The sequence below is a fragment of the Streptomyces sp. NBC_01013 genome, from assembly GCF_045162765.1.
Lineage (GTDB): Bacteria > Actinomycetota > Actinomycetes > Streptomycetales > Streptomycetaceae > Streptomyces.
Genome location: NZ_CP108687.1, coordinates 6,690,241 through 6,704,013, shown reverse-complemented (window position 1 = coordinate 6,704,013; position 13,773 = coordinate 6,690,241). Strand labels below are relative to the sequence as shown.

14 protein-coding genes are annotated in these 13,773 nt (G+C 70.8%); 5 read left to right on the top strand and 9 right to left on the bottom strand.

What is annotated here, in order from left to right:
* Positions 1 to 68: 68 nt before the first annotated feature.
* Entirely contained in the window at positions 69 to 233 is a 165-nt protein-coding gene (locus OG538_RS29210) for a hypothetical protein (RefSeq protein WP_406098436.1), read from the bottom strand.
* Positions 234 to 307: 74 nt separating this feature from the next.
* Here OG538_RS29210 and OG538_RS29205 point away from each other — a divergent pair, with 74 nt between their 5' ends.
* Positions 308 to 1,186, top strand: a complete 879-nt coding sequence (locus tag OG538_RS29205) for a LysR family transcriptional regulator (RefSeq protein ID WP_406098435.1) — start codon at positions 308 to 310, stop codon at positions 1,184 to 1,186.
* A gap of 9 nt (positions 1,187 to 1,195) precedes the next feature.
* Here the strand turns inward: OG538_RS29205 and OG538_RS29200 are convergent, their stop codons facing one another.
* From OG538_RS29200 to OG538_RS29190, 3 genes are read right to left on the bottom strand one after another with little or no spacing between them, the layout of a single operon-like run.
* Positions 1,196 to 1,789, bottom strand: coding sequence for a TetR/AcrR family transcriptional regulator (locus OG538_RS29200; protein WP_326735315.1), 594 nt, complete (start codon positions 1,787 to 1,789; stop codon positions 1,196 to 1,198).
* 38 nt (positions 1,790 to 1,827) lie between these two features.
* The gene (locus tag OG538_RS29195; RefSeq protein ID WP_406098434.1) at positions 1,828 to 3,486 is read right to left on the bottom strand and encodes a class I adenylate-forming enzyme family protein; all 1,659 of its coding nucleotides are present in this window, start codon (positions 3,484 to 3,486) and stop codon (positions 1,828 to 1,830) included.
* The gene (locus OG538_RS29190; RefSeq protein ID WP_406098433.1) at positions 3,483 to 4,247 is read right to left on the bottom strand and encodes an SDR family oxidoreductase; all 765 of its coding nucleotides are present in this window, start codon (positions 4,245 to 4,247) and stop codon (positions 3,483 to 3,485) included. The genes OG538_RS29195 and OG538_RS29190 overlap by 4 nt, the downstream gene beginning before the upstream one ends.
* Positions 4,248 to 4,431: 184 nt before the next feature.
* On the opposite strand from OG538_RS29190, the gene OG538_RS29185 reads away from it, so the two are divergent.
* Positions 4,432 to 5,709, top strand: coding sequence for an exo-beta-N-acetylmuramidase NamZ domain-containing protein (locus OG538_RS29185; protein ID WP_406098432.1), 1,278 nt, complete (start codon positions 4,432 to 4,434; stop codon positions 5,707 to 5,709).
* A gap of 184 nt (positions 5,710 to 5,893) precedes the next feature.
* Here OG538_RS29185 and OG538_RS29180 read toward each other — a convergent pair whose 3' ends face one another.
* Complete coding sequence (locus OG538_RS29180; RefSeq protein WP_406098431.1) at positions 5,894 to 8,740, bottom strand: penicillin acylase family protein; 2,847 nt, start codon at positions 8,738 to 8,740, stop codon at positions 5,894 to 5,896.
* Between the two features lie 229 nt (positions 8,741 to 8,969).
* Here OG538_RS29180 and OG538_RS29175 point away from each other — a divergent pair, with 229 nt between their 5' ends.
* Positions 8,970 to 9,581: a hypothetical protein gene (locus tag OG538_RS29175; protein ID WP_406098430.1), complete on the top strand. Its 612-nt coding sequence runs from the start codon at positions 8,970 to 8,972 to the stop codon at positions 9,579 to 9,581.
* Positions 9,582 to 9,644: 63 nt separating this feature from the next.
* On the opposite strand, the gene soxR is transcribed toward OG538_RS29175, so the two are convergent.
* Entirely contained in the window at positions 9,645 to 10,130 is a 486-nt protein-coding gene (gene soxR / locus OG538_RS29170) for a redox-sensitive transcriptional activator SoxR (RefSeq protein ID WP_406098429.1), read from the bottom strand.
* 120 nt (positions 10,131 to 10,250) lie between these two features.
* On the opposite strand from soxR, the gene OG538_RS29165 reads away from it, so the two are divergent.
* Positions 10,251 to 10,712: a MaoC family dehydratase gene (locus OG538_RS29165; protein ID WP_406098428.1), complete on the top strand. Its 462-nt coding sequence runs from the start codon at positions 10,251 to 10,253 to the stop codon at positions 10,710 to 10,712.
* Between the two features lie 71 nt (positions 10,713 to 10,783).
* On the opposite strand, the gene OG538_RS29160 is transcribed toward OG538_RS29165, so the two are convergent.
* The 3 genes from OG538_RS29160 to OG538_RS29150 all read right to left on the bottom strand — a co-directional run bounded on the left by OG538_RS29160 (position 10,784) and on the right by OG538_RS29150 (position 13,013).
* A complete protein-coding gene (locus OG538_RS29160; protein WP_406098427.1) occupies positions 10,784 to 11,407 on the bottom strand; it encodes a TetR/AcrR family transcriptional regulator in 624 nt (207 codons plus the stop codon).
* Positions 11,408 to 11,481: 74 nt separating this feature from the next.
* A complete protein-coding gene (locus OG538_RS29155; RefSeq protein ID WP_406098426.1) occupies positions 11,482 to 11,772 on the bottom strand; it encodes a YiaA/YiaB family inner membrane protein in 291 nt (96 codons plus the stop codon).
* Between the two features lie 89 nt (positions 11,773 to 11,861).
* Entirely contained in the window at positions 11,862 to 13,013 is a 1,152-nt protein-coding gene (locus OG538_RS29150; RefSeq protein ID WP_406098425.1) for an acyl-CoA dehydrogenase family protein, read from the bottom strand.
* 63 nt (positions 13,014 to 13,076) lie between these two features.
* On the opposite strand from OG538_RS29150, the gene OG538_RS29145 reads away from it, so the two are divergent.
* Complete coding sequence (locus OG538_RS29145) at positions 13,077 to 13,727, top strand: TetR/AcrR family transcriptional regulator (RefSeq protein WP_406098424.1); 651 nt, start codon at positions 13,077 to 13,079, stop codon at positions 13,725 to 13,727.
* Positions 13,728 to 13,773: the final 46 nt, after the last annotated feature.

Below are 13,773 nucleotides of genomic sequence, written 5' to 3'. Positions count from 1 at the left end.
ATGCTAACCGGGCACTCCGCGGCCCCACCAACACGTTTCGGGCCCTTCGAGCCCTTCCCGCGACCGCCTCAGTAGCCGCCGTACGGTACGTGGTCGGCCAGGGCCAGCTCACGGGCGAAGGCCCTCACCCGCAGCAGGCACCGGGCGAGGGCCCGGACGACCCACGGCCGGTGCGGCCCGTAGGCCACTTTCCACAGAGCGGGGACACGCGTCGAAACCTGGATGTGCGCCATGTATCCAGCTTCGCCCCGCCACCGGCTTCGGTCCAACAGATGGTTTCGCCGGCTGGGATCGCTACCGTAGATGGATGGAGATTCGCCGGCTCCGCCACTTCATGGCGGTGATCACGCATGGCAGCTTCACCGCCGCCGCCCGCGCCGAACTGATCGTGCAGTCCGCGCTGAGCACCTCCGTCCGCAACCTCGAACGGGAGCTGGGGGCCGATCTGTTCGAGCGGACCGGCCGCCGGGTGGTGCTGACCGAGGCGGGGCGGGCGCTGCTGCCGTCGGCCCGGACGGTGCCGGCAGGGACGGACGCGGCCCGTGATGCGGTGGCCGCCGTCTCGGGGCTGGCCACCGGGCGGGTGAGGATCGGCACGATCCAGACGCTCACCTGCGTGGACCTGGCCGCCCAGCTCGCCTCGTTCCACCGGCTGTGGCCGGGGGTGCAGATCTCGCTCCGCGAGGCGACGACCCCGGAACTGCTCGCGGGGGTACGCACCGGCGAGCTGGACCTCGCCTATCTCGCGCCGGACGGGGCCGAACTCCCGGAGGGAATCGTGGCGTTCGCGTCATGGCAGGAGGATCTGGTGCTGATCACGGCGCCGGGCCACCGGCTCGCGACGGCCGGGCGCACCCTGATCAAGGACCTCGCCGAAGAGCCGTTCGTGGACCTGCGCGCGGGGACCGGTCTGGAGACGGCGGTGCGGCGGCTGGCCGCGCACTGCGGTCTGGAACGCCGGATCACCTGTGACGTGACGCAGATCCGGCTGCTCGTGGACCTGGTGCGGGCGGGCATCGGCGTCGCGATCGTGCCGCGCCGGATCGGTGAGGAGGCCGGGCTGCCGTGCGTGAGCATCCGGCAGCCGGAACCGGGCCGGACCGTGGTGCTGGCGGGCCGGGCGCCCCGGCCGCGCAATCCGGCGGCGGAGGCACTGCTGGGCCGGCTGGCCGGCAGCGGGTCCTGAGAGAGCTCCCTACGGCCGCAGCGCGCGCAGCAACAGGTCGGCTAGGTGGTCGGCGACCTCCTGCTGGGTCAGCGGGCCGTCCGGCCGGTACCAGGTCGACAAGTGGTGGACCGAGCCGAAGTGGTAGTCGACGATCAGGTCCGCCGGGGTGGCCGTGGAGAAGACCCCGCTGCGCTGCCCCTCCTCCACGAGCGCGCGGAAACGCTCGTGGTAGCGGCGCCGCTCGACCCGTACCTGCTTGTTCTTCTCGGGGCTCAGGTGGTGCATGGAGCGGAAGAAGATCGAGGCGTCGTCGAGGTTCTCGATGGTGGTGACGACCACGTCGGCAGCGGCTTCGCGCAGCCGCTGCTCGACGGGGGCGTCGGCGTCCGCGAAGGCGTCGAGCCGCTCCTGCTGGAGCCGCAGCACCCGGGCGTAGACCTCCTGGAGGAGGTCTTCCTTGGAGCCGAAGTAGTGGTAGAGCGCGCCCTTGGTGACGCCGGCTGCCTCGACGATCTCCTGGACCGAGGTGCGGTCGTACCCCTGCTCGGCGAAGAGCCGGGTGGCGGCGGCCAGCAGCCTCTGGGGGACGGGGGTACCGCTCCCGTCCGTCGCCTTGGCCATAGCCGCCACCTTCCTTCCGTGCAGTACGTGAACCGCTCCTAGCGGGGTGAACGCAGTTCCCGCCTGAGGATCTTCCCACTTGCGGTCTTGGGAAGTTCCGTCAGGATCTCGACTTCGCGCGGATACTTGTACGCGGCGAGCCGTTCCTTGCAGTACGCACCCAATTCGCCGGGTTCGACCGAGGAGCCGGGCCGCAGACTGACGTAGGCGCGGACGCTCTCGCCCCGGTAGGCGTCCGGGACACCGACGACGGCCGCCTCACGCACGGCGGGATGGGTGTACAGGACGTCTTCCACCTCGCGCGGCCAGACCTTGAAGCCGGAGGCGTTGATCATGTCCTTCTTGCGGTCGACGACGTAGAGCCAGCCCTCGCGGTCCATGAAGCCGATGTCTCCCGTGCGCAGTTCGCCGTCGGGAAACGCAGTGGCGGTGGCCTCGGGGAGCCGCCAGTAGCCGGAGACGACCTGGGGGCCGCGCACCGCGATCTCGCCCTGCTCGCCGAAGGGCACGTCAGCCCCGTTCTCGTCGATGATCCGCACGACGGTGTCCGGGCCGGGCACGCCGACCGAAAGGGTGCCGGAGACCGGGTCGACGGGCGCCTCGCGCTCGGGCGGCACGGAGGCGCACGGTGCGGTGCACTCGGTGAGGCCGTAGCCGTTGCGGATGTACGGGCCGAAGCCCGCCCGGAACTTCTCGACGAGCGCGGGCGGCAGCGGTGCTCCGCCGGAGGAGATCACCTCGAAGGAGGCGAAGTGATCGGGCGTGACTCCGGGAGTCGCGGCGAGCGCCATGAAGGCGGTCGACGGGCCGACGGTGTAGGCCGGGCGGTGTTCGGCGAACGCGTCGAGGACGACGCCGGGGTGGAAGCGGTAGGCCAGGACCAGCGTGCCCGCGTTGGCGAGGCAGGCGGCCAGCTGGCAGACCATGCCGGTGATGTGGAAGAGCGGAGCGAGGGCGAAGTAGGCCGAGCCCTCGGCGATGGGATGGCCGGTGCGCTGGCGTTCGGCGTTGACCATGATGTTGCCGTGGGAGTTCATGGCGCCCTTGGGGGTGCCGCTGGTCCCGGAGGTGTAGCTGATCAGCGCCACGTCGGCGGCGCCGAGGTCCCGGTCCGCGGGGGCCGTGAGGCCCTGCCGGGCGACGGACACCAGGTCGTCGGCGTCATCGGCGGCCGGCAGCCGCTCGAAGTTCAGCACCCGTTCGTCGTTCTTCGTCTGGAGGTCCAGCTCGCAGGCGGTGAGGGCGATCCGGACGGACGGGGCACCGGCCGCGGTGTCCCGCAGATACGCCTCCCAGGCCCGGTCCGAGCAGATCAGTGCCGTGACGTCGGCGTCCTTCAGCACGTGGCCCACCTCGGCGGACTTGTACATCGGGTTGAGCGGGACGACCGTCGCCCCGGCCTTCCAGGCACCGAGCAGCGCGAGGACGAACTGCGGGGAGTTCTGCAGCATGATCGCGACCCGCTCGCCGCGCTCCAGGCCCCGGGCCGCCAGATGCCCGGCCACGGAGTCGGAGAGCTCGTCCGTCTCACGGTAGGTGAGGCGTCCGTCGAAGTAGGCGAGCGCCGGGTGTCCGGGGGTGCGGGCCGCGGATTCACGGAAGGCATGCACCAGGGTCTCGGCGGGGGCCACTGGGGCCCGCTGCGCCTCACTGAGCAGGTGGAGCCAGGGCTTGGCCGCGTAGATCGACTCGCTCATGCGCCGGCCCCCTCCCACTTCTGCTGGAGGTGGTTCATGTTGCCGAGCCAGTGGTCGGTGTCCTTGGCGCGGGCCCGGTAGTACCCGGCGACCTCGGGGTGCGGCAGGACGAGGAAGCGGTCCTCGGCCATGGCGTCGAAGAGGGCGTCGGCCACGTCCTCGGGCTCGATCGCGCTGGGGGCGAGGACGAGCTTCCCGGCCGACCCGGCGGCGGTGAGCATGTCCGTACGCACGCCCTGGGGGCAGATCGCGTGGACCTTGACTCCGCGGTGACGGTAGGTGAGGGAGAGCCACTCGGCGAAGGCGACCGCGCCGTGCTTGGTGACGCTGTACGGCGCCGCGCCGATCATCGTCAGCAGACCGGCAGCGGAGGCCGTGGAGACGAACCTGCCGCTGCCGCGTTCCAGCCAGTCCGGGAGCAGCGCCTTGGCCGCGCGGACGTGCGCCATGACGTTGACGTCCCAGGCGGCGGCCCAGACCTGCTCGTCGGCGAAGACGTCGCCGGGCGAGGCGAGGCCCGCGTTGGCGCAGTAGACGTCCACCGTGCCGTCCAGCGCCTCCCGGGCGGCCTCGACGATCCGTGAGGCGTCGCCGGCGACGGCGGTGCCACCGATCTCCTCGGCCAGGGCCTTGATGCGGCTCTCGTCGAGGTCGTTGACCACGACCCGTGCGCCCTCGGCGGCGAATCTGCGGGCCAGCGCGGCTCCGATGCCGCCTCCGGCTCCCGTGACCACTACGCCCGCGCCCTGCACCGTACTCATCGGTCCCGCCTCTCTCAGCCGACTGCACCGGCAGACTAACCGGTCGGTATGTCGCCGGGGAAGGGGTCGGCGCGAGTCATCCGCCACTCCGTGCGCAGCCGTCCCGTCCGGCTCGTTCCCCCCGGCCGTCACGCGCGCTAGCGTGCGTGACCATGACAGACGTCGCGATCATGGAGGTAGCCGAATGAGCCTGTCCAGACGTGGATTGCTGGCCGCCGGCGGTGCGGTGGGAGCTCTCGCGGCGACCGCCGCCTCGGCCGGGCCCGCAGGCGCCCTCCCTTCCCCCGGCAAGGGGCACGGCGCCGGACACGGCCGGGTCCGTACCGGCTTCGACCGGCTGGCGGCGGACGGCTACACGCTGCTGAAGGGGCAGCGCGTCGGCATCGTCACGAATCCCACCGGCATCACCTCCGACGTCCGGCACATCGTCGATGTGATGCACCCGGACGAGCGCGTGAACCTGACCGCCGTCTTCGGCCCGGAGCACGGCTTCCGCGGCACCGCGCAGGCGGGCGGCTCGGAGGGACGCTACGACGACCCCGCGACCGGGCTGCCGGTCTACGACACGTACCTGAAGAGCGGGCAGACGCTCGCGGACGTCTTCACCGCGTCCGGCGTGGACACGATCGTCTTCGACATCCAGGACGCGGGCGCCCGCTTCTACACGTACATCTGGACGCTGTACGACTGCCTGGAGGCGGCCGCCCTCGCGGGGAAGAGGTTCGTGGTGCTGGACCGGCCGAACCCTGTGACGGGGCGGGCGGCCCTCGGGCCCGTGCTCGACCCCGCGTTCGGCACCTTCGTGGGGCGCCGGGAGATCTCCCAGGCGCACGGCATGACGGTCACCGAGCTTGCGCTGCTGTTCAACGCCGAGTTCCTCGCGGAGCGTCCTGCCGAGCTGGAGATCGTGAAGATGTCGGGGTGGTCGCGCTCGGACTTCTTCGACGCGACCGGGCTGCCGTGGGTGCCGCCGAGTCCCAACATGCCGACGCCCGACACCGCGCTGGTCTACTCGGGCACCTGCCTCTTCGAGGGCACGAACCTCTCCGAGGGACGCGGCACGACGCGTCCCTTCGAGCTGCTGGGCGCGGAGGGCGTCGACCACACCTGGGCGGCCGCGGCCAACGCGCTGGACCTGCCCGGAGTGGCGTTCCGCGAGGCGTACTTCGCGCCGACGTTCTCCAAGTTCCAGGGGAAGACGGTCGGTGGAGTGCAGGTGCACGTGCAGGACCGCGAGGTCTTCGACCCGGTGCGCACCGGGATCGCGCTCCTCGTGACGGCGAAGCGGACGTGGAGCGGCTTCGCCTGGCGGCCGGACAACTGGATCGACAAGCTCACCGGCAACACCCGGGTCCGCACGATGATCGACGCGGGGGCGGACACGGATGAGGTCGTGGGGGCGTGGGCGCAGGACCTGGCCGCGTTCCGGGCCGTGCGCAAGCGGTACCTGCAGTACCGGTGAGCATGCGGGCGGGCCCGCGTGCACGGGTGAACCGTGCGCGCGGGCCCGCCCTGCCGAACGGCTCCGTCCTCGATCCCCGGCCGGGGCGGGCAGGCCCAGGGCCTCTCGTCCGGATCACGCCGGGGCCGGCCTGATCCGGACAGGAGCCCTCAGGGCTGTCCCGCGACTCCTGGCGGGACAGCCCTCAGCGGTGGGCCGGGAACTCCACCACCTGCTGGTAGGTCGGGCGGTTCTGCCAGTGGATCGCCTTCTGCGTGATCCCGCCCAGCGCCCGGTGGATGATCGAGTCGGTGCACCACTGCTCGCCGGCCTTGCAGTTGTCGTCGGCCGGGTACACCTCGGCCGCCGGCACGGCCGCCGCCTGCTTCAGCGAAATCAGCAGCGCGGTGCGGCAGGCGCTCAGATCACCGCTGCCGCAGTAGGACTTGGCCAGCGGCCCCTTGACGGGCTGCCCCAGCACCTGGCGCAGGTCCTTGTCGGCGAAGCCCCACCAGCCGTACTGGAACGCGGAACCACTGTGCGCGCCGCTCGGCCCGTGGCTGGCCGCCGGGGACTCGTCGGTGGCCAGGTTGGCGGTCAGCGCCCCGTAGAGGTCGTCGCCGAGCCCGGGCTTGAACTCCGCCTCGATCAGCCTGGGCCACCAGGCGTCCATGACACGTACCGCGTCGGCGTTGGTGTAGGCGTGCGAGCCCGGGCTGCTCTCCTTGCGCTGGGCGCCCGACGCCCGCCAGGAATCCAGCTGCTGGACCACCGTGTTCAGCTCCGGGTCGGTGACCGGCTGGGTACGGATCACCTTCAGCAGCTCGGGCAGCAGCTGCTCGCCGCGCAGATCGGTGAGCGCGGCGTCCGCCATCGCGCGGGTGAGGGAGGCCCGGGTCACGCCGCCCTCCTCGACCAGTTTCGCCACGCGGTCGTCGAGCAGGTCCGCCCGGTGCACCGCGCTGAGCCCGAAGCCGGCGGAGGCGTACCCCTCGGCCTGCTTGTTGTTCCAGGAGACGTAGTAGTCCTGGCCGCTGGAGTGCGGGTGCTCGGCGAAGGGGGTGTAGGCGGCGGTGTTGGCCGCCGGGTCGTAGCCCTGCCACTCGTACGCCTTCTCGGCCCTGATGGGCAGCGCCGGATCGACACCGGCCGCGCGCACCGGGTTCATGCCGCTGTTGTAGTAGGCGGCGGTGCGGGAGTCGGCGTAGAACCAGTTGAAGGCGTAGTCGATGTTGCTCGCCGCTCGCTGGAAGGACGCGGCGTCGGTGACGTAGGAGGGGTCGTTGAGCATCTGGAAGCCGATGATCGAGTCGGCCTCGTGCCGGTAGGTGGTGCGCAGCGTGGTGTACGCGACGGGCTTGCCGCCCACCGTGGCACGGTGGGTGACGATGCCGTAGCCGGTGCGCCACACCTGCATCCGGTAGGAGCCCTTCGCCGTGGAGTCGGCGACGGTGGGCTTCCAGGAGTTGGTGCGCTCCAGCTTCTCCATGGCGGTGCAGGCACCGCGGTAGAGGTAGTGCGTGGAGTCCTTGGTGGGCGTGGAGCCGTCGGGTTCGCACAGGTCGACGGTGTACGTGTCGGTGATGTCCTGGCCCGCCGAGGTGGCGCTCCAGGCGTAGTCCTGGCCGCGGCCCATCTGGATGTACATGCCGACGCCGGCGAAGGACACACCGCGGGCGCTGATGCCGGGCCCCTGGAGCTCCTGGAGCATCATCAGCTGCGGGGCGAAGTAGCCGGTCTGCGGGCCGAACACGGCGACCGGGTTGCCGCTCGCCGTGTGCTTGCCGGAGACCAGCAGGGCGTTGGACATGCCGCGCTTCTGCGCGCCGGAGCCGGAACCGGGGAGCGATCCTTCGGGGATCACCCCGTCGTCGTAGATGCCCTGGGCCTTCTTGAGGGTGGCCGGGGCCTTGACCGGCGCCTTCGTGTTCGTGCCCGCGGAGCCGGTGCGGTCGTGGATCAGCGGCTCGGTGGTGACGGAGCCGGGATCGGGGAGCGCGGTTCCGACGGCCTTGTCGGGCTTGTTCGCGTACGGGAACGAGGTGCCGTCGTGCACGGTCAGCACGGCCTCGGGGTCGTTGCGCTGGCGGAACGACTCCCAGACCTTGGTCCCTTCGGCGACGCCGTACTTCTGCTGGGCCGACAGGAGGGACAGGGCGGCCTGCACCTCGCCGCCGCCACCACCACCGAACTGGCCGCCGACGACGGAGGCGATCGAGATCAGGTCGGTCAGCTTGAACGGCTGGATCTCGCCCACGTTGGTGATGGCGTCGATCTTGCCGGTGAGGACGTACTCCCCGGGGAAGTAGCGGCCCTTCTTCGACTTCTCCCGGTAGGAGTTGATGCCGTCCACGTAGGCCTGGGCGTCCGCCATGGCCTGTTCGCCGCGGGCGCCCTCATGTGTCCTGATGTAGTCGACCTGGGCCTCCAGGTCGGCTTCGGTGTACGGGGCCTGCGGCCAGAACTGCTGCTCCAGGCCCTGGTTGGCCAGCGCGCCACCGGCGAACGAGGTCAGCTCACCGCGTCCGATGTGGCGGAAGAGGTCCATCAGCCAGAGCCGGTCCTGGCCGGCCGCGAAGCCGGCGCCGAACTCCGTTCCGTAGCGGGTGGTGCCCTTGATGTGCGGGACGCCCGACACCTTGTCGCGGGTGATGGTGACGTCGTCGCGCGGCGCGGTGACGGACTCGACCTGGTCCTTCGCGACGCCGAAGGAGGCGTCGTTGAAGAAGTCGTTCAGTTTCTGGTCGGTGAGGCCGGTGTGCCCGGCCACCAGGCCGTCGTAACGGTCGAGTTGGTCGTCACTGTGCGCGGGGTGGGTGCCGAACGCCTTGTTGCCGAGGATCTCGACGAGAGTGGCGTTGCCGTTCTCGCCGGGCGGCAGGATGTCGTCGCACTGCCCCTGGCAGTAGTCGACGACGGGGACGGGGTCCGCCTCGGCGGCGCCCGCATGGGGTGCGGAGGCCAGCAGGGACGAGCCGAGGGCGAGAACGGCCGCGACCGTGGCGGCTCGCGTCCTGCCGGTGGGTACGGACATGCGGGTGCGTGGGGGCATGCGTGCTCCTCGAAGAGGCCGATGCGCCGGAGGTTACCGACGGTATGACCCGCGGGTAAGGTGAACATCGGTCACCTTTTCCGAATCGCCACATCTGGCGCCTGACGGTCCGTCATCTCACTAAGTGGACGGATCGATCTTTGGATGGAGCCGATTCGGGCAGGCGTACGTCCACTCACTGACGCCGAAGTGCGGGCGACGGAGTACGAGCGACGGAGGTGGCGGCGCCATGGCCGGTTTCCGGAGTCTGGCGAGACAGGTCCGCGATCCGCGGAGCGATCTGGCATTGCGGCGGTATTCGCTGCGCAAATGCCTGGAACGCTTCGCACCGTACGGTCACCGGGCGACCTGGGACCATCTGTGCGCCCGGCACGGAATGGGCCCCGAGGACCGGTCACCCGACCCGGCGCGGCTCATGCGGGCCCTGGAGGAACTGGAGACCGCACGGGCGGTCTGGCTCGGTTACGAAGCGGGGTTCGCCGAGCGCCGCAGACGGGAGAAGCACGAGGGACTGCGCCGGCCGGCCGCCTTCGACGACTGGCACCGGTGCACCTGGGGCGGGAACGGGGTCGCACGGTGCGAGGACCCTGCGGTCCACCCGGCGGCACCGCTCGCCGACGTGCTGGCCCGGCTGATCTCGGCCCTGGAGTCGGAGCCGGGCACCGACTGCCCGGTGTGCGCACAGGCCCGCATCGCCTGGCGGCAGGACCTGGACAGCGAACCGTGGTCCGGGCCGGTCTGTACCGGGTGCGGCATCGTGGTGCCGCAGCCCGTGCTCACTCCTGACGCGCTGGCGAAGGCCCGGCGCACCCGGCTCGGCGACCTGGCGACGATCGCCTGAGGAACGGCGCGCACCTGCCCGGCGGGGGAGCCGCCGGACGGGCGCCCCGGCCCGGCCGGACGATCAGCACCCTCCCTCGGCCCCGTTCGCGGCCTTGTGCTCCGGCATCAGACGCGAACCGCTGATCCGGTCGCCCGAGACGTCGTCCGGGTTGGAGAGCACACAGGTGTCGAGCGACAGACAGCCGCAGCCGATGCAGTCGGTGAGGTGGTCGCGCAGTCTGGCCAGCTGCCGGATCCGCTCGTCCAGTTCGGACCGCCAGGCCGCGGAGAGCCTGGCCCAGTCGTCCCGGTTCGGGGTGCGCTCCTCCGGGAGCTCCGCCAGGGCGTCACGGATGGTGGCCAGCGGAATGCCGACCCGCTGCGCCGCACGGACGAAGGCCACCCGGCGCAGCGCGTCCCTGGTGTAGCGGCGCTGGTTGCCACTGGTACGACTGCTGCTGATCAGGCCCTTGGCCTCGTAGAAGTGCAGGGCCGAGACCGCGGCGCCGCTGCGTGCGGAGAGCTGGCCGACCGTGAGTTCATGGAGCTTCTGTGGGATCTGGGGCACTCGTCGAACCCTACGCGGCGCGTTCCCGGCCGGTCCGTCGTTGACAGGAACGCACCCGCCAACCATGCTGAGCAAGCGCTTAGACACACGGTCGAGAGTGGGAAGGCAGGGACCAGGGACATGGCAGAGCCGAGGATCTTCACGTCCGCGCAGGAGCTGCGGGACGGTGTGGGCGAGCAGCTGGGACACAGCGACTGGCTGGAGGTCGACCAGAAGAGGATCGACCTCTTCGCCGATGCCACCGGCGACCACCAGTGGATCCACGTGGACCCCGAGCGCGCCGCGGCCGGGCCGTTCGGCACGACGATCGCGCACGGCTACCTCACGCTCTCGTTGCTGCCGGCGCTCGTACCGCAGGTCATGCAGGTCGAGAACACCAAGATGGGCATCAACTACGGCACCAACAAGGTCCGCTTCCCCTCCACCGTGCCCGTGGGCTCCCGGCTGCGGGCGACGGCTGTCCTGAAGAACGTCGAGGAGGCGGGCGGCGGCGTGCAGGTCACCGCCGTCGTCACGGTCGAACGCGAGGGCGGCGAGAAGCCGGCGTGCGTCGCCGAGTCGGTGTCGCGCTACTACTTCTGAGCCGTACGCGAGTGGGGCCCAGACCCCGCGGGGGGCCGGGCCCCACCCCGTACAGCGGCCGGTCGCGGGCGTCAGCGCCCGGCCGCAACCATCCGCAGCACCAGGCCCGCGTAGAGTTCGCCCACCTCGTCCGGCGTGCGGCTGCCCTGCGCGTTGAACCAGCGCGCCACATCGATGCAGAGCGAGAGAACGGCGAGCGCGGTGCCGGGCACGTCGGCGACGTCGAACTCCCCCGCCGCCACGCCCTCACCGATGATCCTGCGCACCGCGGCGTCGCTCCTGCGGCGCAGTTCGACGATTTCGGTGCGGTGCTCCTCGGCGAGCGCGTCGAGCTCGTACTGGACCACGCGTGCGGTGGTGTGCCGCTCGGCGTGCCAGCGGACGAAGGCCCGCACGGCGCCGGCGAGGCGCTCGGTGGCCGTGCCGTCGCTGCCCGCCGCAGACTCCAGAAGGGTCAGGGCCCGGTCGTGCCCGATCCTGCTGATCCGGTGGAGCAGCTCTTCCTTCGTCTTGTAGTGGATGTAGAGCGCGGCAGGGCTCATTCCGGCGCGGCCCGCGATGTCCCGGGTGGTGGTCGCGTGGTACCCGCGCTCGGCGAAGGCGTCGACGGCTGCGACGAGGAGCCGCCGGGCGGCCTCGGGCGTCACTTCGGCCCACGGCGTGTTCTCGCCGTCGGTCTCCTCCGCCGTGCTCATCGTCGGTCGCCCCTCTCAGTCAGCAGGACGAACACCATACCCCGATCCTGAGCAAGCGCTTAGAGATCCGTTCGTCAGAGCTTCTGGAAGGGGTCGTGCTCGGCGAGGATCTTCTCCAGCCGTGCCTGGTCGACCCGGCTGACGATCTGACCGGCCTCCTGCCGGTCCCGGACCACCTTGGCCAGCGTGAAGGCGGACGTGACGAGGTAGAGGACGCCGATGGCCAGGAAGGCCCGCACCCAGACGTCGGCGTCGAGGAAGAAGATCCCGAGGGTCACCGACCCCATCGCGATCCCGAAGGACGCGACGGCCTGGCCGTAGAAGGCGGCGGTGCTCTGCTGCTTTACCGATGTGGTCTCACTCATGCCGCCCAGCATCGGGCGATGTGGCACACACCACATCCGCTCTCGTACTCAGGCCGGTACTCAGACGCCAGTTCGGGCCGCGCGGGTGTTCAGAAGGCGGAGACGCCCGTCAGGGCGCGGCCGATGATCAGCTTCTGGATCTGACTGGTGCCCTCGTAGAGCGTCATCACCCGGGCGTCCCGCAGCAGCTTGCCGACCGGGTACTCGTCGATGTAGCCGTAGCCGCCGAAGACCTGGACGGCGTTGTTCGCGGCGCGGACGGCGGCCTCGGAGGCGAAGAGCTTCGCCTGGGAGGCGGCGGTCGCGAAACTCTCACCTCGGTCGATCAGGTCGGCCACCCGCCAGGTCAGCAGGCGGGCGGCGTCGACGTCCACGGAGATGTCGCTGATGAGTTCCTGGACGAGCTGGTAGCTCGCGATGGACTTGCCGAACTGCTCGCGTTCGCCCGCGTACCCCACGGCCGCGTCCAGGGCCGCCTGCGCGATGCCGACACAGCCGGCCGCGACCGACATCCGCCCCTTGGCCAGTGCGGACATGGCTATGGAGAAGCCCTTGCCCTCCGGACCCATGAGGGCGGATGCGGGGACGCGGACGTCCTCCAGGACCAGTTCGGCGGTGGCCTGGCCGCGCAGACCGAGCTTGCCGTGGATGGTGCGCCGGGTGAGCCCGGGGGCGTCGGCCGGGACCAGGAAGGCGGACACGCCCTTGTGGCCGGGAGTCTCGTTGGTCCGGGCGAAGAGCAGCACCACATCGGCCCAGGTGCCGTTGGTGATGAACATCTTGCTGCCGTTGATGACGTAGTCACCGCCGTCCCGTACGGCCCTCGTCGCCAGATTCCCGGCGTCCGATCCCGTACCCGGCTCGGTGAGGCCGAAGCAGCCGACGGCGTCACCGGAGGTCAGCCGGGGCAGCCACTGCCGCTTCTGCTCCTCGTCGCCCCACGCGGCAATGGTCTTGGCGACCAGCCCGAGGGAGACGGAGACGATGCCGCGCACCGAGGAGTCCCCGCGCCCGAGCTCTTCGGTGACCAGGCAGTACGCGAGGTGGTCGCCGCCCGAGCCGCCGTACTCCTCGGGGACCGTCAGCCCGAGGAAGCCGAGGGAGCCCAGCTTCCTCACGATCGACTTGTCGACACTCTCGGCCCGGTCCCACTCGATGACATACGGGGCGATGTCACGGGCGACGAAGTCCTTGGCGAGCTGCCGGACGGCTTCCTGCTCCTCGCTGAGCTCCAGGTTCATCCTTCGACTCTCCACTTAATTAGCACTGCTAGTTTTAGGGGCGCAGGGCCTACTATGTGCCGCATGGCCCGCCCGCGCAAGCCCCTCCTCAGCAGAGACCGCATCGTCGAGACGGCGAGCGCCCTCGTGGACGCCGAGGGGCTCGACGCCGTCTCGACCCGCCGCCTCGCGGCCGAGCTAGGGGTCAGCGGGCCGTCGCTCTACAACCACTTCCGCAACAAGGACGAGATCCTGGACGCGGTCGCCGATGCCGTCTCCGCACAGGTCGATCTGTCGATGTTCGACGAATCCGACGCCCGGGACTGGCGGGCCGCGCTGCATGACTGGGCCCTCTCCTACCGTGCGGCGCTCAGCGCGCATCCGCACATCGTCCCGGTGCTCGCCCAAGGCCCCGGCCGCCGCCCGGCCGGGCTGCGGGTCGCCGACGCGGTCTTCGGCGCGATGGTCCGTGCCGGCTGGCCGCCCGCCCAGGCCACCTACATCGGCGCGCTGATGCGCTACTTCATCACCGGATCGGCCCTGGGGTCGTTCGCCAGGGGCTTCGTCGACGACGAGACGGCGTACGACCCGGCCGACTACCCGCACCTGGGCCAGGCGCATCTGCTGGCGGAGCGGCGGCAGCAGGTCGACGAAGGAGCGTTCGAGACGGGCCTGCGCGCGCTGATCGACGGGCTCGCCCTCCAGTACGCCCCGCCCGCACAGGACGCGCGATAGAGACGCCCTGGCCGGAGCGCCAACTATTCGGTGGGCACCGAACCGT